Source organism: Fischerella sp., assembly GCF_013388695.1.
Lineage (GTDB): Bacteria > Cyanobacteriota > Cyanobacteriia > Cyanobacteriales > Nostocaceae > PCC9605.
This window is the reverse complement of the sequence record NZ_JACAEU010000135.1, coordinates 18,038-37,281: the sequence shown is the minus strand read 5'-3', so window position 1 is coordinate 37,281 and position 19,244 is coordinate 18,038. Positions and strand designations below refer to the sequence as shown.

Annotated in this window: 14 protein-coding genes; 6 read left to right on the top strand and 8 right to left on the bottom strand. The window is 45.4% G+C overall.

The window, feature by feature from the left end:
• The first annotated feature begins 15 nt into the window (after nt 1-15).
• From HXY43_RS18090 to HXY43_RS18075, 4 genes are all read left to right on the top strand, one after another.
• On the top strand, nt 16-1,215 hold the full coding sequence (locus tag HXY43_RS18090; protein WP_290885578.1) for a glycosyltransferase: 1,200 nt from the start codon (nt 16-18) through the stop codon (nt 1,213-1,215).
• A 130-nt stretch (nt 1,216-1,345) separates the two neighbouring features.
• Nucleotides 1,346-1,891, top strand: coding sequence for a YdcF family protein (locus tag HXY43_RS18085; RefSeq protein ID WP_290885681.1), 546 nt, complete (start codon nt 1,346-1,348; stop codon nt 1,889-1,891).
• Nucleotide 1,892: 1 nt separating this feature from the next.
• Nucleotides 1,893-2,507, top strand: coding sequence for a WcaF family extracellular polysaccharide biosynthesis acetyltransferase (locus tag HXY43_RS18080; protein WP_290885576.1), 615 nt, complete (start codon nt 1,893-1,895; stop codon nt 2,505-2,507).
• A gap of 27 nt (nt 2,508-2,534) precedes the next feature.
• Nucleotides 2,535-3,002, top strand: coding sequence for a transposase (locus tag HXY43_RS18075; protein ID WP_290885573.1), 468 nt, complete (start codon nt 2,535-2,537; stop codon nt 3,000-3,002).
• 176 nt (nt 3,003-3,178) lie between these two features.
• Here HXY43_RS18075 and HXY43_RS18070 read toward each other — a convergent pair whose 3' ends face one another.
• The 5 genes from HXY43_RS18070 to HXY43_RS18050 all read right to left on the bottom strand — a co-directional run bounded on the left by HXY43_RS18070 (nt 3,179) and on the right by HXY43_RS18050 (nt 14,216).
• Nucleotides 3,179-6,397, bottom strand: coding sequence for a hybrid sensor histidine kinase/response regulator (locus HXY43_RS18070; RefSeq protein ID WP_290885570.1), 3,219 nt, complete (start codon nt 6,395-6,397; stop codon nt 3,179-3,181).
• 281 nt (nt 6,398-6,678) lie between these two features.
• Nucleotides 6,679-11,802 (bottom strand): GAF domain-containing protein, encoded by a 5,124-nt coding sequence (locus tag HXY43_RS18065; RefSeq protein ID WP_290885567.1) that lies wholly within the window; start codon nt 11,800-11,802, stop codon nt 6,679-6,681.
• A 109-nt stretch (nt 11,803-11,911) separates the two neighbouring features.
• A complete protein-coding gene (locus tag HXY43_RS18060) occupies nt 11,912-12,478 on the bottom strand; it encodes a chemotaxis protein CheW (RefSeq protein ID WP_290885564.1) in 567 nt (188 codons plus the stop codon).
• 116 nt (nt 12,479-12,594) lie between these two features.
• Nucleotides 12,595-12,960 carry a response regulator gene (locus tag HXY43_RS18055; protein WP_026733419.1) on the bottom strand — a complete coding sequence of 122 codons (366 nt, stop codon included), beginning with the start codon at nt 12,958-12,960 and terminating at the stop codon, nt 12,595-12,597.
• Nucleotides 12,957-14,216 carry a response regulator gene (locus tag HXY43_RS18050; protein ID WP_290885561.1) on the bottom strand — a complete coding sequence of 420 codons (1,260 nt, stop codon included), beginning with the start codon at nt 14,214-14,216 and terminating at the stop codon, nt 12,957-12,959. The genes HXY43_RS18055 and HXY43_RS18050 overlap by 4 nt, the downstream gene beginning before the upstream one ends.
• 741 nt (nt 14,217-14,957) lie before the next feature.
• Between HXY43_RS18050 and HXY43_RS18045 the strand changes: the two genes are divergently transcribed.
• Complete coding sequence (locus tag HXY43_RS18045; RefSeq protein WP_269321046.1) at nt 14,958-15,083, top strand: hypothetical protein; 126 nt, start codon at nt 14,958-14,960, stop codon at nt 15,081-15,083.
• A 198-nt stretch (nt 15,084-15,281) separates the two neighbouring features.
• A complete protein-coding gene (pip, locus tag HXY43_RS18040) occupies nt 15,282-16,229 on the top strand; it encodes a prolyl aminopeptidase (RefSeq protein WP_290885556.1) in 948 nt (315 codons plus the stop codon).
• 117 nt (nt 16,230-16,346) lie between these two features.
• Here pip and rpsU read toward each other — a convergent pair whose 3' ends face one another.
• The 3 genes from rpsU to bchD all read right to left on the bottom strand — a co-directional run bounded on the left by rpsU (nt 16,347) and on the right by bchD (nt 19,205).
• Entirely contained in the window at nt 16,347-16,541 is a 195-nt protein-coding gene (gene rpsU, locus HXY43_RS18035; RefSeq protein WP_026733421.1) for a 30S ribosomal protein S21, read from the bottom strand.
• A 128-nt stretch (nt 16,542-16,669) separates the two neighbouring features.
• Entirely contained in the window at nt 16,670-16,978 is a 309-nt protein-coding gene (locus tag HXY43_RS18030; protein WP_026733422.1) for an RNA-binding protein RbpA, read from the bottom strand.
• 202 nt (nt 16,979-17,180) lie between these two features.
• The gene (gene bchD / locus HXY43_RS18025; RefSeq protein WP_290885550.1) at nt 17,181-19,205 is read right to left on the bottom strand and encodes a magnesium chelatase ATPase subunit D; all 2,025 of its coding nucleotides are present in this window, start codon (nt 19,203-19,205) and stop codon (nt 17,181-17,183) included.
• Between the last annotated feature and the right edge of the window lie 39 nt (nt 19,206-19,244).

Below are 19,244 nucleotides of genomic sequence, written 5' to 3'. Positions count from 1 at the left end.
TGTAGTCACTGACAAATGAAAATTTTGATTTTTACTCCTTATATTGGTTCTAATTATGGTGGCCTCTCCAAGGCAGTCAAAGAGACAGCAGAAGCTCTTGGTAGTTTAGGTTTAAACGTGGATTTGATTACAACTAATGCGAATAATTTAGACAAAATCCAAGAACCACTGAATAAGTGGATATATGAAAAAAATTACAGAATTAGATATTTTTCTTGTTGGCATCGTCAAGATTTTATTGTCAGCTTGCCTTTAATTAATTGGCTAATTCAAAATATTGCTGATTACGATATAGTTCATACTAATACCGTTTTTGCGCCAATTGTTTCATTTGTTCACTGGTTATGCCAATTGCGGCAAATTCCTTATATAATGACACCTCATGGAATGCTAGAACCTTGGGCATTATCATACAAAGGTTGGAAAAAACGACTGTACTATAATATATTTGAGAAGTTAGCCCTGCAAAAAGCTAGTGCTATCCAGGTAATTGCCAATGTTGAAGCGCATAATGTTAAATCTCTAGGATTTGAGCATATTGTTACTGTTCCTAATGGAATTCACCGCCAAGAATTTGAGAACTTGCCAGAGCCGGAAGTTTTTTATCAGCACTTTCCTGAGACATGCAATAAAAACCTGATTCTCTTTCTTGGTCGCATTGATCCTAAAAAAGGTCTAGACTTACTTGCTCCTGCTTTTGCCACAGTTCGTGCAAAGTTTCCTCAGACACATTTAGTGGTAGCAGGACCTGATAATATTGGTTTTCTAAGTACAGCCCAACACTATTTTCTACAGGCAGGATGCTTAGATGCTGTTACCTTTACAGGAATGCTGACAGGTGAATTAAAACATGCTGCTCTGGCTGCGGCTAATTTATATGTCGCCCCTTCTTACTCAGAAGGCTTTAGTATGTCTGTTTTAGAAGGTATGGCTTCAGGTTTGCCCTGTGTAATTACCACTGGTTGCAATTTTCCAGAAGCAGCCACAGCTAAAGCAGCATACGTAGTTGATATAAATATTAATGCCATAGCTGATGGCTTAATTCAGTACTTGAGTAATCCTCAGCAGGCAAAAGCAATGGGTGAACGTGCCCGTGGTTTTATTTTCCAAAACTATACTTGGAATAGCGCTGCCGAAAAGTTAATACCAGTTTATAAATCCATTTTCGATAGAAAACCTTTGCCAAAATATCTTAGCTATAGTCAAATGAACTAATTTACGTCTAATGTGAATTAAACAGGTCAAACATGGTATTGGAAAGCCTTATGAATTAGGAAAAGTAGACTGTAAATAAGAAATTAGTCTATCGGTGAAATGTTTTAATAGTCTACTAAAAAGATATTGGATTTTGGCTCTAGCAGGTTTGCTCCTCACCCTGCTACTCATGATTCCTGTGCGTTTGTCAATAGCCAGAATCCAAGCACCTCAACCCCAAGCCTTTTTGATCTTGGGTGGTGAGCCAGCGAGAGAAAAATATACAGCTGAACTAGCCCAATGGTATCCATCCCTAGAAATTTGGGTATCTTCTGGTATACATGCAGAGGAAACACGTAAAATATTTTCTGCTAATGGTGTCCGTTCTACACGAGTACATATTGATCATCGTGCTGTTGATACAGTCACCAACTTCACTACACTCATCCCAGATTTCCGACGATACAGAATTCAGCACCTCTTTCTGATTACCTCCGATTTTCACATGCCCAGAGCTAAAGCGATCGCCACTCTCGTTCTTGGTAGCCAAGGTATCGCTTTTACTCCAGTTTCTGTACCGTCAAACCAACCCAAAGAGTCTAATCTCCGTATTCTTCGTGATATTTGTCGCTCCCTGCTTTGGATTGTTACAGGTCGTACGGGAGCCAGTCTTCAATCTGCTGTTGATTTACCATAATATGCGTTTAGATTCTTATACCGTCGGTACTTATAGTCCTGGCGCACCTTACTGGAAGCAACTTTTGTGGTACTTTTTGGGTTGCCCCTTAGTGGAAAGTCATTTGCTTCCCTTCTCAGCGTTAAAAGTTTGGACACTGCGGCGGTTTGGAGCGCAAATTGGTCAAAATGTCCGTATTAAACCAGGAGTGCGGGTGAAGTTTCCTTGGCGGTTGAGTATAGGCGATCATGTATGGATTGGGGAAGATGCTTGGATAGATAACCTTGCTCAGGTGACTATCGAAAGTCATGTATGCCTATCTCAGGGTGTCTATCTCTGCACTGGCAATCACGACTGGACTCATCCCGATTTTAAACTGATGACTGCTCCTATTCACATTCAAGAGAGTAGTTGGATTGCAGCAAAGGCAGTAATTGGCCCCGGCGTTACAGTTGGTCGGGGAGCAGTGCTAACTTTAGGGGGAGTGACTGCACGCTCTCTAGAACCAATGACAATTTATGCGGGTAACCTAGCTCAACCGGTTAAGCAAAGAAAGGTGATTTACGGTTTAAGGAGGGCAAAACGCAAAACTGAAAAAATTATTGCTGAACTTGATCGTGATGGAGTAGAAGAATGAGATTAGTAGAGCGTCACATTATCAAAATTGGGCATCAATCACAATGCTAGTCGATGGATTATCAACTACTTGGCAAGCCAGGAAATTGGAACATTAGTGATTGGCAAAAATCAGCAGTGGAAACAACAAATCAATCTCGGTAAAACAACTAATCAGAACTTCGTTAGTATTCCTCATGCTCGGTTTATCGAGCAGTTGAAGTACAAAGCTGAATTTGTTGGAATAACCGTTTTGATTAATGAAGAGTCATACACCAGTGCATCTTCGTTTCTTGATTTAGACCCAATCCCAGTCTACAAGCAAGGCGAGAAACATAGTTTTAGTGGCAAGCGAATCACAAGGGCATGGTACAAATCCAAGCATGGTTTACGCATCCATGCTGATATCAACGCCAGTCTGAATTTGATTAGAAAGGTAGTCCCTGCGGCTTTTGGCTTCGGGATAGCGGGTATTGCAGTTTGCCCCTTCCGGGTCACTCCGGGTAAAGTGGCTTAGAGATATTTGTCCATAAAGCTACTAACTGTAAGTCTTGATCTGATTGGAATTATCGGGGTAGGGCAAGCAAGACTTAACTTGGGTATTGGTTTTGTTGATGCGGGTATGCAGTGACATTGTATTCCTAATATTAAGTAGTTAATAGTTAATAGCCAGGAACCATTAACCATGAACAATCAACCAGAAGTGCTATTCGCTGTTAGCTGCCGATCAAGTACATTTTTCACCATTGTCAACAGCTTGTGTTCCAGATAAGGCTTGGTGATATAAGCTGTTGCCCCCAGTTCCGAAGCCATCAAGCAGTGTTTTTCACCACTTCGAGAGGTGAGGATAATTACAGGAATAGTTGCCAAATCAGGGTCTTGCTGACGGTGTTTGAGAAACTCAAACCCATTCATTCGAGGCATCTCGATATCGCAGATCACCAACTCGATGCTTGTGTGATGCTGGAGTTGCTGAATTGCTTCGTAACCATCTTTTGCCTGAAGTACCTGATAGCCAGCTTTTTGTAGGGCCTGAGCCAAGCTTTGGCGCACAGTGATGGAATCATCCACTATGAGAACTATTTTGTTTGGTATTGTCTGGGGAACTAATTTGGCCTTGACTGGTGGTAGTGAGGCAGTACGGAGCTGGGGTAATTGGCGTTGCTGGGAACTGGATGAGAGGATACGAGCATTTGTGTATAATCGTGTGTTAATAGCATCGCTATCCCGTAGGTAATTAGTATGGCTACTAGCTTGCTCATCCAACACGTACTCCATCAATGCTGCCGCGTCGAGTACTAGTGTCAGCCGGCCATCAGCCAGTATACTTCCCCCATAAATATAGCTGGGTGGCACAATCATTTGCCCCAAAGGACGAATAACTAATTCTTGTTCCCCAAGCATCTGCTCTACTTCCAGACCAAGAAGCCGATCTTGGTAACGGATGAGAATAATGGGCATCATTTCTCCCTGAGGGATAAAGGTATGCTTGGGCTGGGAAACCAAGGAGTCCAAAGGCGAGAAATAATTCAGAACTTTCGAGAGTTGGTAAATAGGGATGAGTTGTTCATCATCACCCTTCCCCCACCGTAGGACTTTACCACCTTCCCAGGATCTGATCTGGTGTGCTTGAGGCATGAGAACTTGCTCGATCGCATCAGTAAAAAAGGTATAGATGCGATCGCCTGCCTGGGTGAGAAGCAATCTTGCGATGTTTAGACTCAGGGGAATTTGGAGTATGAACGTTGTGCCTCGGTGGAGTTCAGAAGAAACCGCGATCGAACCCTGGATTGCTTGCAACTGAGTACGCACCACATTCAGACCAATGCCTCGCCCGGAGAGGTCATTAACACCAGAAGCGGTAGAAAAGCCTGGTTCAAACAGTAAATTCGTCAACTCAGCTTCATTAAGATTGCTAGCATCGGCAACGATTTGACGTTCTACCGCCGTGGCGCGAATCTTGTCAAAATCCAATCCTTGACCATCATCCCGAATTTCAATCATCAAGTACCTGCCCTGATGGTAGGCACAGATTTCAATCTGACCTTGGTGTGGCTTACCCCGTTGTTGCCGGATGGGGGGGGACTCAATCCCGTGGTCAAAGGCATTGCGAATCAGGTGCAACAGGGGATCGTATAGCTTTTCAACCACCACTTTATCCACTAGAACTTCATTTCCACGGATTTCCAGTACTACCGACTTTTTATGTATAACTTGTAACTGTTGCAGCAGCAGAGGGAAGCGACGGAAAAGTTCGCCCAAGGGTGACATCCGAGCTGTCATTAGGGCATCACGGGTACTGGTCAACAGCCGACGTTGTTTTTCTACAGTCTGTTTGGACTGGCGAGCAAACAAATCGATAGCATCGATGGCTTCTGCTAATTGCACGGTGTTTTCCAGAATCGACTGGATGAGAATCTGGGATTTGCTATAGCTATTTAGTTCTAAGGAATCAAAATCTTCAATGGATAGACGGGGGAGAGACGGACGTGGTGACGCCTCCGAAGACTCAGTTTTATTAGATCCAGTGATGCCCAGAGTGGAAGATGCGGAGAATGTCCCCGTGTCCTCTTCCCCTTGTTCCGGTAAAGTGAACAGACGATCGTTGCGATCCTGCAATTGGTCGAGCAGTGAGGAATGTTGCTTGAGCCGGGAGAGGACTACTCGCACCGCAGCCAGTAGTTGGTCGTTTTGGAGCGACTGGCGGTTTTGGTTAGTTAGCAATTCCCCAATTGAGTAATCTAGGCGCTCTAGCTCTTCCACATTCACCCGCACAGTGCGAGACGGAAAAATTTGGTCTTTGTGGAGAACATGGTTTGACTCGTCGGTTTCTGGTATCGGGGTGGGGGGCACTTCATCGTTAACTTCTTCTGACTCCTCTAGGGATGGGTTGAGGCGGTGAATTTCTTCTGCTGCGCCCCAGATAGTCTCTAAGAGCAGGTTGGCTGATTCCTGGTTCTGTGATTCATTCTGTGTAGTTTCGTGGCTCTGCCTGTTTGTACCTGTTTGTATTTGTGTGTTTTTGCGGTTACGCCTTCTTTTGCGCGTACTTTTTTTTACTTCTTGCACTTTTCCATCGCATTTATCTTGGCTAGCTTCTGGCTCTAGCGCTGGATTTACACTGGTGCTTAGTCCACTCAGTTGGAGCAGCGCCAGGGAGGGTTGACCGCCTTGATTGCGATCGCCATTGAGTACGGCAACTCGTGCGTCCTGAAAGTCCAACAGAGCAGTCTGGGCAATGGTCAGCACCTGCTCCGGATGGGCTGCCAGGGCTGCGATCGCCGCCTGGGCAATGGCTCCGAAACCTGGTAATTTTAAAGATTCTGCCAGTCCTTGGAAAACTTCGGCTTCAGTCCGCAGCTTGGAGGCGATCGCCATTGGGTCGCCATCAGCTAGCACTGCGGCGAGTTCGTCTAACTGTTGAGCGACCCCTAATTTAAAAATAGACCGCATCAAGTCAAAGCCTAATTCTTGCGAGGAAGGTAGATAAGCTTCATCAGCAAAAAAGTCCCCTAGCTTTTCTTGCAGTTGGGCAAAAACAGTGGCAGTTTGGTCAAGAACCTCGGCATCATTTACTTGCCCTCCTGTAAATAAAGCTGTTAGAGGTAAGCGCAGACACTCATAACCCTCAAACAGTAAAGCTTCCACTTCTGCGTCTATTACCAAACCAGGTTTGCACAGGGCTTTAAAAATATCCTCCAAAGAGTGGGCTACGCTTTTGATCGTTTCCATTCCCACCATAGCTGCTGCCCCTTTGAGGGTGTGGGTGAGCCGCATCATCGTGTGGATCTTATTGAGACTATAGTCTTTTCGGAGACTGAGTAATTCCTGTTCTAAGGCTTGCAGCAGTTCCCCTGCTTCTTGGAGAAAGTAGTGCAAACTCTGCTCGTGAATGCTTGGGTCATTAGTCATTTGTTAGTGGTTAGGGGTTAGTGGTTGGTGGTTAGTGGTTAGTGGTTAGTGGTTGGTGGTTAGTGGTTAGTGGTTGGTGGTTGGGTGGAAATCAGTGAATAGTGAATAGTCGGCGAGGGAGCAACTGATAACCGGTTGGGAGTTTGTCTACTAACTACTGTACGGGCGAAGCATTTGTACGAAAATACTTCGTTTTGAATTTAGGATACCCATACAAATGCTTCGCCCCTACTAACTACTAACTACTAACCACTAACCACTAACCACTAACCACTAACCTTTCAATTGACTTTAAACTGGTCAGCACTGCTCTGGAGACTTTGAGCCATTGCCAGGAGTTCCTTAAAGGAAGTGGACATTTCCATAGAATCCTCGGAGGTTTTGTTGGCAATCTTTGCCACCTCGGTCATGGTTTGCGTCACTAATTGGAACTGCTGGGTTTGTGACTGCGTTGCCTGGATGATACCTTCCACTAGCTGGCTGATGTGGGACGTAGCTTGAACGATCGCATTCAAATTATGGCGAGTATCGTGTACCATCGCCGTTCCTTGGGCGACCTCCTGGATGCCCTTCTCCAGTGCTACAGCAACCTCAGCTGTGCCTACTTGGATTTCCTGCACTAGCTGCTCAATTTCGGTGGCGGCTTCAGCAGACTGACGCGCCAGAGTTCGCACCTCGTCGGCAACAACGCCAAATCCACGCCCGTACTCACCTGCTCTGGTGGCTTCAATCGCTGCATTCAGAGCCAGAATTTGAGTTTGAGTGGTAAAGTTGCTAATCAGGTTCACCACCTTGGAAACCTTCTGGGAAGATTCCGACAAGCGCGTCAGCCGCTTGTTAGTTTCCGCCACCGTCTCTCGGATATTGACAATGCCATTGACGGTGCGGTTCATGGTCGCATCTCCTTCCCGAACCGTCTGGTTTGCTTCTTGGATTGCCGCTTCTACCTGTTGGGCACTCGTCTCCACGGCTAAGGTAGAATTGACCATCGTCTGAATTTGCTCTAGCGCTTGACTGAGAGCCAGAAACTGCTGCTGGGCTTGGTCAGCTAAACCAACAATCGAGGCTTCACTGTTTTGGGATGTTTCGGCAACTTGCCTGGATGCTGTCTGCACTTGCATGACGATTCGCCGCAAGCTTCGCAAGATGTTGTTATAGACATCAGCAACGGTTCCCACTTCAGTTTCTGACACGGGAACGCGGACGGTGAGGTCTCCCTTTAAGCCAGGGCGCACCGCTGTCAGCAACTGGATCACTTCCTCCTGAAGTTTCTCTTTAGCAGTTTTTTCCCGTATCGCTGCTTCTGTTAATTGCTGGGATTGGGTTCGCATTTGCTCCAAGTATTCTGCTTGTTGCAGAGCCAGACCGAGTTGCACCCCGACCTGAGCCAACAAGTTGATGTCTATCTCCTCCCAATGGCGTGGTGCATCATTCTGATAAGCGCCTAATAGTCCCCAAAGTTGCTCACCTTTGAATATCGGCGCAATTATGTAGGCTTTCACCTGCCACTGCTCCAGCAACTGAATGTGGCATTCATCATGCCCAACAGTATAAATGTTGTCTACGCTAAAAGTTTGTTTGTGGCGATAGCGACCGCCCTTGCTTTCTTGCAGGTAAGTATCTTCGACCTTAGTCAGGTCGCTTCCCACCAGTTTTACCCAATTGCTGCCCACATCCTCAAGTACAAATTCCCCACTCCAGTCAGGATGAAAGCGGTAGATGGCTACTCGGTCGGTCTGCAACTGTCTGCGTAATTCCTGAAGAGCCATTTGCAAAACCCGATCGAGAGAAAAATTCTCCTGAATCAGAGCCAATCCCAGTCTGTAGACCAGTTTGCTGTAGATTGTCCCTCGTTCGACCGATTTGGTTAACCGTTCTGACTGGACGCGAAGTTCTTCAATATACTCTGCTTGCCGCAAAGCCACCCCTAGTTGACCACCGATTTGCATCATCAGCCTGAGTTCAGCCTCTTCCCAGTGCCGTGAACCACTGTGTTGAAATGCCGACAGCAACCCCCACAGCTTCTGCCCTTGCATAATGGCAACGACCATGCAAGCTTTGACTCCAAATAATTCGAGGGCTTCTACATGGCAATCGGTCAGACCAGCATTGTAGATATCATCCACAACTAAGGGTTCGTTGTTGCGGAATCTACCGCCCTGGTGTTCTTGCAAATAGGGATCTTCCCAAGCACTGCCAACCAGTTTTGGCCATCCCCCGGACTCCGACTCTACCAAAAAGTCACCGAAGTAATCTGGGCGGAACTTGTAGATGGTAATGCGCTCTACATCCAGTAGTTTGCGGACATCTTGGGTTGTCGCCTTGAAAATGGCATCAATGTTCGATGTATTGCGAATCTTGTCGATGACCTTAGCTGTGGCGCGTTCCAGTTCGGCAGCTTTAGTTAACTGGGTGGACTGCTCCTGCAATTGTTGCAGGTACTCTGCTTGCTGCAAAGCTACTCCCAGCTGACCGCCAATTTGAGTCATTAAGTTCACTTCAGCCTCTTCCCAGTTCCGAGAACTGGAGTTTTGATAGGCTGCCAACAGACCCCAAAGCTTTTCTCCTTGGAAAATGGGAACAATCACATAAGCCCTGACCTGATAACGCTCCAGCATTTCAATGTAGCAGGGTGAGAACCCTCCTTGGTAAATATCATTAACAACCCTGAAGTTTGTCCCTTTGGCATAGGAACCCCCCTGAGTTTCTTGGAGATAGGTATCCGTAACAGTGGCTCTTTCTTTACCGAGGATTTTCACGCTGCATTCGCTGATATTCTCTCGCAGAATGGGATTTTCAAATTGTTCCTGCATCAGCGCAGTCCAACCACTACTGACGGACTCTGCCACAAATTTACCACTCCAGTCAGGCTCGAAGCGATAGACAACGACACGTTCTGCTTGCAGCAGTTCTCGGACTTCTTGAGTTGTCGTCTTGAAAATGGTTTTAATGTCTAATGTCTTGCGGATCTTGTCTATGACTTTGGCTGCGGCTCGCTCCCGCTCTGCGGCTTTGGCTAATTGGGTGGATTGCTCTTGCAACTGTTGCAGGTACTCTGCTCGCTGCAAAGCTAGTCCGATTTGATCGCCAATTTGCATCATCAGTTTGACTTCATTTTCTTCCCAATGCCGTACTCCGCTATGTTGAAACGCCGACAGCAACCCCCACAGTTTCTCTCCTTGCACGATCGCAACGACAGCGCAGGATTTGACGCCAAAGTACTCAAGGGCTTCTACATGGCAAGGGTCTAGACCAGCATTGTAAATATCATCTGCCACAAAGGGTTCTTTGTTGCGGAACCTACCACCTTGGTGTTCGTTTAAATAGGCGTCTTCCCAACCACTGCCGACCAGTTTCGGCCACCCCCCAGACTCCGATTCTACTAAAAAGTCACCGAAATAGTCCGGACGGAACTTGTAGATGGTGATGCGCTCTACATCTAGTAGTCTGCGGACATCTTGCGTTATTGCCTTAAAAATGGCGTCAATATCTAAGGAGGTACGAATCTTGTCAATTACCCTGGCTACTGCTCGTTCTCGCTCTGCTGCTTTCGCCAGTTGTTCAGTGTATTCTTTCTGCCGCCGTGCCACTGTAAATTGAGCGGCAATCTGTTGGATAAATTGAATTTCTGTTTCTTGCCACTGACGAGGATCGCTGCACTGGTGAACACACAGCAAGCCCCAGAGTTGCTCTCCGTTCAACAGAGGTACAACTAGATTTGCCCTTACCTGGAATTGAGACAGCATGGCAAGGTGACACTCTGTCAAACCGATATTGTGAATATCACTCGCTGCCCAGTATCGACCTTGGCGATACTGGTCGTAGTACTTGCCAAAGCAAGGGTCATGGATCTTGGCTTGTAGCGCGGAAGTGAAACCAGCCCGGACATCTTCTGCAATAATTTGCCCATGATTACAGTCAGAATGGGGATCAAACTGGAAGACTGCAACTCGGTCTGCGTTTAAGAAGCGTCGCACTTCTCTAACGGTTGTATTAATGATGCTCTGGGAATCGGAGGACTGGCGAATCTGCTCAACTATTTTGGCGATCGCCCGTTCCCGTTCCAAAGACTTAGCCAGTTGTTCGGTAGACTCCGCCTGTTGCAAGGACACTCCCACCTGCATGCCAATCTGTTTCAGGGTGTTAACTTCAGCTTCTTGCCATTGGCGAGGTGCGTTGTTGTTGTAAGCAGCTAGTAAACCCCACAGCTTTCCTCTAAAGAAAATCGGCGCAATTACAAAAGCTTTGGCTTGAAATTGCTCCAATATTTCCAAATGACAAGGAGACAGATCAACCTTATAAATGTCATCAACCACAAATACTTGCTGGTTGCGATACCGGCCTCCCTGAGTTTCTTGCAAATAGGTATCATCCCAGATGGTTTTGATTTCGGGCCCGACCAACGGTACCCAAGCACCGGCTACCGATTCAGCGACAAACTTGCCTCCCCAGTTGGAATCGAATCGATACACCGCTACGCGATCGCAATTGAGTAAATTCCGAGCCTCTTGGGTAGCGATGCGGAAGATTGTAGTTTCGTCCTGAGCCTGGAGAATTCTGGCGACGATTTTGGTAATGGAGCGCTCCCAGTCTGTCTGCTTTTGTAATTGCGATCGCAGTTCTGTTGACTGCAATATCAGCATTAGTTCCGTCACAATCTGGTAAAGCAGACAAATTTCAGCTTCCTGCCATTGCCGGGAACCAGAGCATTGCTGGACGACAAGTAAGCCCCAAACCTCTTTGTCTAACAGAATTGGCAAGCTCAAGCTGGCTGTGACTTGGAACTGTGTCAAAAGTTGGAGTTGGTAAGGATTTAGGACTGAGATGTCATTCAAGGCGACCTGCTGTTTTTGTTGGTAGTCGAGCCGATTCTCAGCACCAAAGGCGATCGCTGGCAGAGATTTACTGAGACTAGGAGTATAACCGTTTACTATTGCTTCTGACAGCACCACGCCCTCATTATCAGACTCGAAGCGGTAGATCAAGGTTCTGTCTACCCGTAAATGCTGCTGAATCTCGTGAATAATTTCTCGGAATATGGTATCAATATTTGCTGCTTGGCGCATCTGGCTGGCAATGGTCAATAACCACTGCCGCTCACGCTGGAAGTATTGCTCGGTTGCGACAGCCAGGTTAGCCTGCAACCGTCTTTGCAACTCCAAAGCCCACTTTTCCAGCTGGTGAACTTTCTCCAGGCTTTCAGCTTTAACAGCATCTCCCGCCTGCTCCAAGTCTGTTTTGATGGCAGTCACTAATGCAAAAGCTTGGTTGGGATCAAAATTGCCTTTCACCCCAGCTGTTTGTTGCTCGTTATTACCGTTATTGTGCGATTGGTAGAGTTGGGACTTGATAATTGGCTGAGATTGTTCAAATTCCTGTAGGATACCTTGAGTGTCAGTGGTCATATTGCTTATTGATAATGATGGAGGATATATGAATAAATAAGGATGAAAGATATAGACGGCCTGCGGGTGGATTCCCCAAGAGTAGGCTGAAATTTTCAGCCTTAATTCTTCATCCTTCCGTCTTTTTGTGGCTCTGCCACAGAGAAAATCCAGCAATGGCTGCAACGTCCAAGACATTCCCCCTATCGCCAGGCAGATACCCCAGAACAAAAGGCAACAGCGAGCCAGGAAATAAGCCAAAGGACGGTGGATGCAGCTTTTCCAAATCATGTGATTCGATATCATTTACTTTCTCTACCACCAGACCTACAGACTGGCCATTGACCTGAACCACCATTGCAATAGGAGATACCCCTGCTGCCAAAGTCAAGGGTGGATAGCCAACAAGATGGTTTAGGTCTACTAACCAAAGCATTTCTCCCCGCCAATTGCCAATTCCTAAAACGCAACTGGGCATTTGCGGAACTGGCAAAATTTCCGCCACGTCAATCCTGAGAATTTCTGCTATCTGCTCTAGGGGTAGCAGCGCACTGTCTTGCGAACCAAGAGGAAAGCGGATCAACCGAGATAAGGGGCGTTCTGGAGGCAGTTGGTCTAATATCAGTGGGTCAAAACTAGTCGCTATTGAGTTGACAAACGTTTGAGCGAACATATCTAAATTTTTGTCATTTGTCATTTGTCATTTGTCTAAATATTTATAACTAATGACCACTAACCAATATACAGACGTGCCATGGCACGTCTCTACAACCACTAACTACTACCCACTAACCACTAACTAATGACTAATGACTAAACAGCAGTCAATTGTTGGATTGTTTGCAGCAGTTTTTGTTGATCTATCGGCTTGGGTATGTAGGCATCAGCTCCCAGCATCGTACCCAAGAGTTTGTCAGCCTCGGTTCCTTTGGTTGAGCTAATCACTACTGGGATTCCTCGAGTACGATCATTGCTCTTGATTTCATGGCAGAGTTCAAATCCGCTTTGACCAGGCAAAATCACATCGATAATCATCAAATCCGGTGTCTGTGACTGAAGTTTAACCAGCGCTTCCTCACTGCTGGTGGCACTTACTACCGCTAGACCCGCTTGCCTGAGATAATGGGTCAACACCTCGGTTTCCGTCAAGCTATCTTCAACCAAAAGGACTGTAATCATAAAATTTCCGTAAGACAAGACTGACTGTTTAAATTCACTAGTTTTGGGTTGAGAGTTTGCATTTGCAACCCCTGAGATTGAACAGGCTTTGTAGTTGGTAGATGCTTTTGGACAATTTTCAACACCTTCTCTGCTTTGACGGGCTTTGCTAAAAAGCCCGATGCACCTACAACCTTTGCCCGCACTCGGTCTACAATACCGTCATTGTTGGTGAGAATAATCACAGGGGTATCTTTGAAAACCGAAGTGCGGCGAATTTGTGAACAGATTTCATACCCATTGACAACAGGCATGATCAAATCTAAAAAGATCAGATCGGGTTTGTGTTTTAGCAATATCAGCAGTGCTTTCACCGGATCTTCAATATTGATAAAGCGATAGCCAGCCTGGGTGAGAATGCGACTTATCATCAAGCGATCGTTTTTGCTGTCATCAATACTGGCTACTAACGGACTGGTTGATGCTTGCAGATGCGGTTGCGAAACATTGCTAGCAGCTAAGATATCCTCAACCTCAATCAGTCCGATCAATCCTTGATGGATGTAGGGAATAATTGATTGGGTAAGGGGTAAAAGGTTCTGTTTCAACTTGACTGCTAAATCCCTTAAAGTCCAGTTACCATCTGCTAAAGAGATGAGGTTGCGGTATGCAACTGCTGGAATCAGCTGTTGCAATTGTTTAGCTTGTCGGATCGCGGGAGCCAAGTTTGGGGAATAGTCTCTCAAGCCTGCTTGATGCCAAGCTTCCCAAGCCTGCTTTGCTTGTAGCCAACAGTATTCTGTTGCAACTAACACCAAACTTGAATTTTTTGTGGTTGAATCTATAGTGCTTTCGGGAATCCGCCTGTAGGTTAGTGGGATGATTGAACGGCTTTGCAGGTTTGACTGTTGCAGGAGATCGAACAGTATCTCCGTAATCTGACCTTCAATAACTGCTGCCATCTGCTTCCACTGGATTTTCCCTTGTTTCACAAGTTTTGCTAAAAAGATGTAGTCCAAATCAACAGTATCCGACCCCCATTCGATCGCAGTATGGATGGATAGTTCCGGACAGTGTAAAGACATTTGCCGACAGAAACGGCGAATTGGATGCACCGAACTTGCCGCCCAAATCAAACAACCTTGGTAGAAATACAGAGTCCAAGATTGTAAAAAATGAGTATTTTCAAGGTTCAATCGACCTGTAAAATGCTCACTTACACAACCCTGTATCAACTTTGCTAGTTTCTCAGTGCTAACTACCCCGTGAATATTCATGTTTGACTGGATTGTTGTAATATTTTTTACTTATTTCGTGTAACTTTGCTAACTACTCCGTGAATATTCATGTTTGATTGGATTATTGTAATATTTTTTATTTGTTGATTCGTGTAACTTTTATTTAAAATATTTGATTGAAAACTCATACTAAATCAGGTTTAATTACCCCCAAAAACCGAGAGTCTATGCAACACTCATGAACTCCGGTTGACTTTCCGCAGCTGCCTTAGCTTAAGGCATTGCGCAGTAGTATTTTATTCGCCAGGGTAAAAATGGTTTATAAAATGTAAATATTGTAAATATAGAAAAATATTGTTTTAAGCAACTCCAAAAAATAAATTATCCAACTCCTGCATCCAAAACGACTTCTTCCCCCTTGCCCTCCTTGTTTGTCTAAGAACAACTGGATATTTTTTTATTTAGAACTCCCTTAACCTATCTTACCCTCGCTGCGGTGGCAGCGTGGGTCTTCATTTAGCTATTTCACAAATTTGGTATTTAGTTATAGCCACTGACTGGCGAACTATTTGGCAGGCAATGTTAAACTGCTTGCCTTCAAATGTATCTTAGTAAGGTGACAAACTCGGAACAAAAAAGTAGCAGATTTGAAATATTTCTCGTCCATTAGCTGTTCGTCCAATTGGTGCTGATTGAAATGAGCGATCGCACCGCTACATTTATGGAAAAATTCTATAAAATTTTAGATTTTGATTACGAGTATATACAGTAACTAGAGGAATGTTTCCTGATTTCAGGGTGATTGAAGAAATATTATGGTTATGGGAGTGGTATGGAATGCAACTGATCGGTAGCCCTGCCGAGAAATTAATAAGTCTAGAAAAACAAAGCGATCGCCATTTCTAACCTAAAGCACATTTAATTTGCATGTTGAAATTTTTTCAAATTCTTGTGGGGTGGGCCGGACAGCCCGCCCTCAAAATACAAGAAGGGACAGACGGGACGCCCATTCCACAAGAGTCATCCCTTAATTATGCAATGCCCAAAACTTAACATGCTCCTACTGTCATATCATTGCATAATGACTATCAGATAATTGTGAAAATGCGAGTACTTTATCCAGCAATTGAGCCTTATCGAGAAGGAAAATTACAGGTATCAGACATCCACACAATTCATTTTGAAGAGTCAGGCAATCCGCAGGGTAAGCCTATTGTTCTACTCCACGGTGGCCCGGGTGGAGGATGTCCGCCATATTACCGACAATATTTTAATCCAGAAAAATGGCGCTTGGTCATGTTTGACCAACGTGGTTGCGGAAAAAGTACACCTCATGCTGAATTGCGAGAAAACACCACATGGGATTTAGTCAATGATATTGAAAAACTGCGAGAGCATTTAGGTATTGAAAAGTGGGTTGTCTTTGGTGGTAGTTGGGGAAGTACTCTATCATTAGCCTACAGCGAAACTTATCCCGAACGTTGTACGGGAATAATCCTGCGTGGCATTTTCATGCTGCGACAAAAGGAGTTGCATTGGTTCTATCAAGAAGGTGCTAGCTATATTTTTCCCGATGCTTGGGAAGAGTACCTCAAACCAATTCCTGCTGCTGAACGTGACGATCTGCTAACAGCCTATTACAAACGCTTGACTAGTCCAGATATGCAAGTTAGGCTCGATGCAGCCCGTGCTTGGTCAATTTGGGAAGCTAGCACTAGTAGATTGTTTCCAGATACAGAATTAATGCAAAAGTTTGGTGAGAGTCAATTTGCTGATGCTTTTGCACGCATTGAATGTCATTACTTTATCAACAAAGGATTTTTTAATCCCGAAGACCAATTGCTTTTAAATGTTCACCGCATCCGCCACATTCCGGCTGTAATTGTTCAGGGGCGTTATGATGTTGTGTGCCCGATGATATCAGCTTGGGAATTGCATCGTGCATGGCCAGAAGCTGAATTTATTATTGTTCCTGACGCTGGACATTCAATGAGCGAACCAGGGATTCTTAGTGCTTTGGTTGAGACAACAGATAAGTTTGCTTTTTTGTAATTAGTTGTTTGTTGTGGGTTGGTTGTTGTATGGAATAACTACCAACAACCAACAATCAGTCATTCTGAGTCAAAGCCTGTAATCAGCAATACGGTTAATAATATATATGCGCTTCGGTTAACGGCGGAAACGTCTCTTATAGCGCTTAGAGTTAGCAATAGCTTTAGCTTTACGCTTGTTTTTTTCTAGAGGCGTTTCAAAGTGACGATGTTTCTTTAAGTCTGGCATGATTCCCGCCTTAGACACTTGGCGTTTAAACCGACGTAAAGCTGACTCAAGTCCTTCATTTTCGCCAACTACTATTTGGGTCATTCGCTTTTTCTCCTACTAAATAAACTTAATAGGTGGTTGGGTAAAAACCATCCAATTAACTGAGAACAAAAAAGGGCAGACTCTTCGTCTGCCCAAGAGACTTAAAAGTTAAATTTTTTTTGAAACTTTTAGTAGCGTCGAGAGTAACCGCCACCACCACTGTTTCCTCGTCTACCACTAAATGAACCTCTATCTGTTTTGGGTTTAGCTTTATTAACTTTCAAGCTACGACCCATCCACTCAGCAGTATCAAGGGCTTCAATGGCGGCAGCTTCTTCTGCGTCTGATTCCATTTCTACAAAAGCGAATCCTCGCACGCGACCTGTTTCTCGATCTACAGGTAATTGGACACTCTTAACAGTCCCATACTCAGAAAAGACCTGTTTGATGTCTTCTTGCTCTACCTCGTAGGATAGATTACCCACATATATTGACATAAAACATCTCCAGGATTGAAAGTGTAGAGATTTAGATCCGGAGAAGTCTGTAGTAATATGTGTAAATAAAAACAAACTGTCCAACCGAATTTAATCTTCTATAAAAAGCATACCACAAATTTGGAATGCTTAAACATCAACGGGTTGATTTTATGTGACGATGATGTTTAAAGCACGTAAGTAGACTCACAAATCGTTTTGACTATCGCGATTTTATATCGGCGATCGCTCCTTTGGCCATAGCAGCAATGGCTTGATCCGTAGCTTTAGGCAAATGATAATACTTGCCTCCAGCTGTTTTTGCTATTTCTTTTGCAAACCCAGTTGAAACAAATTTACTCTCGGTATCAATCACCAACAACTGTATTCCCAAAGCCCGAATTCTAGCAGCAATATCTAATAATTCTGCTTTGATATCTGGCTTTTCTCCTGGTTCTTGCGGTTCGCCCAAAGAACGCGCCAAGGGAATGTTACCGCGTCCATCAGTGATCGCCACAATCACAACTTGCCCGATATCTCCACTCATTTGAGCATTCAACCCAACGCGCACAGCTTGCGTCAATCCATGCGCTAGGGGCGAACCTCCACCACAAGGCAATCTTTCCAAGCGATTCCGCGCCAAGGCAATGGAACGTGTCGGCGGTAATAACACCTCTGCTTGCTCTCCCCGGAAGGGAATCAACGCCACTTGATCGCGGTTTTGATACGCTTCTGTTAATAGTTGCATCACCGCACCTTTCGCAGACTGCATCCGATTCAACGCCATCGAGCCAGAAGCATCCACTACAAATACCACCAACGCCCCGGCTTTGCGTGCCATGCGCTTAGAACGGATATCTCCCTGCTCTATAATTACTTTCTTACCTGGGTGTCGTTCACGTCGTGCTTTTTGATACGGAGCTGCGGCTCTCATTGTGGCATCCACGGCGACGCGCCGCACTTTTCCTTTGGGCAACATCGGCTTAATGTAGCGTCCTCGGTCTTCGGAAAAGATTAAACTGCGACTGCCAGATTTACCGTGTCGCTTTGCCATCTGAGCAAAATAAAGCACACTTTCGTCAAGTATTACCCCTTCAGGATCAAAGATAAATTCTTCAGGAATATTGGGGGGTTCTTGTTGTTCTTGGTTATCTTCCTCTTCCTCTTGTTCTTGATTTTCGTCCTCGGGTTGTTCTTGATCTTGGGGTGGAGGTGGCGGTGGTGGCGGTTGTTCGGGTGGCGGTGTCTGCACCTGAGTTGCCCGTGGGACGATCGCTAATTCCACGGCCCGGCGCAAATCATCGGCGTTGACTTGCGTGCGTCCATCCAGCGCCGCCGATGCTTTGGCAACGCGCACAGCAAATAACTCGGCGCGATGTCCCTCCACTCCCCCGCGAATTGCTTCTTCGACCAAATAGGTAATTTGGTCATGGGTGATGCGAACATCTTTTAGCCATTCCCGGGCAAAGATAATTTGGGTTTTGAGGGCGTCGATATCTTCGCTGTACTGCTGGAGAAATTCTTGGGGAGATTTGGAATAGGCGATCGCTTGTTCAACTGCTTGGACTCTTTGGTCTAAACCCAGGACACCATCCGCACTCAGAACAATGGCGATTCTATCAAGCAAATGTTCTCGTAAAGTCCCTTCTTCTGGGTTGTAGGTAGCGATAAACAGGGGTTTGCAAGGATGTTGAAAACTAATGCCCTCGCGCTCAATTTGATTGCGTCCCTCAGATAATACTGTTAAAAGTAAGTTGCTAATTTGATCGTCTAATAAATTTATTTCGTCGACGTAGAGGACGCCTCGGTGTGCAGCGGCGAGTAGCCCTGGTTGAAAAATAGTTTGCCCTTGTTTCACCGATTGTTCCACATCCACAGAACCGATGAGTCGGTCTTCGGTCACTCCTAGAGGAATTTGGACAAAGGGTGCGGGGATAACTTCTGTGGGAATTTCGTCATTTGTAGAGACGTAGCATGTTACGTCTCTACACAATTTATCATCCCATTCTTCTGGGTGATTGGGGTCGCAGTTGCTGACCGAACCTTTAACAACTTCAATCGGTGGTAGAAGGGCGTGGATCGCACGCGCCATCACAGATTTTGCCGTACCCCGACGACCTGCGATCGCCACTCCCCCTAAACCCGGATCGACTGCTGCTAATAGTAAAGCTAATTTAATTGCTTCTTGACCGACGACGGCAGTCAAGGGGAAGGTGGTAATACTGGGGGTGGTAGTAGGCGCAGGCATGGTTTGTATAATAGCTTCTCTAGGTTTTTAGCTTATCAA

Coding starts and splice junctions, on each gene's coding strand:
- HXY43_RS18045 (WP_269321046.1), top strand. CDS start 14,958: ATGTTTCCTGATTTCAGGGTGATTGAAGAAATATTATGGTTATGGGAG.
- rpsU (WP_026733421.1), bottom strand. CDS start 16,541: ATGACCCAAATAGTAGTTGGCGAAAATGAAGGACTTGAGTCAGCTTTA.
- HXY43_RS18090 (WP_290885578.1), top strand. CDS start 16: ATGAAAATTTTGATTTTTACTCCTTATATTGGTTCTAATTATGGTGGC.
- HXY43_RS18060 (WP_290885564.1), bottom strand. CDS start 12,478: ATGACAAATGACAAAAATTTAGATATGTTCGCTCAAACGTTTGTCAAC.
- bchD (WP_290885550.1), bottom strand. CDS start 19,205: ATGCCTGCGCCTACTACCACCCCCAGTATTACCACCTTCCCCTTGACT.
- HXY43_RS18065 (WP_290885567.1), bottom strand. CDS start 11,802: ATGACCACTGACACTCAAGGTATCCTACAGGAATTTGAACAATCTCAG.
- HXY43_RS18030 (WP_026733422.1), bottom strand. CDS start 16,978: ATGTCAATATATGTGGGTAATCTATCCTACGAGGTAGAGCAAGAAGAC.
- pip (WP_290885556.1), top strand. CDS start 15,282: ATGCGAGTACTTTATCCAGCAATTGAGCCTTATCGAGAAGGAAAATTA.
- HXY43_RS18050 (WP_290885561.1), bottom strand. CDS start 14,216: ATGAATATTCACGGGGTAGTTAGCACTGAGAAACTAGCAAAGTTGATA.
- HXY43_RS18055 (WP_026733419.1), bottom strand. CDS start 12,960: ATGATTACAGTCCTTTTGGTTGAAGATAGCTTGACGGAAACCGAGGTG.
- HXY43_RS18070 (WP_290885570.1), bottom strand. CDS start 6,397: ATGACTAATGACCCAAGCATTCACGAGCAGAGTTTGCACTACTTTCTC.
- HXY43_RS18080 (WP_290885576.1), top strand. CDS start 1,893: ATGCGTTTAGATTCTTATACCGTCGGTACTTATAGTCCTGGCGCACCT.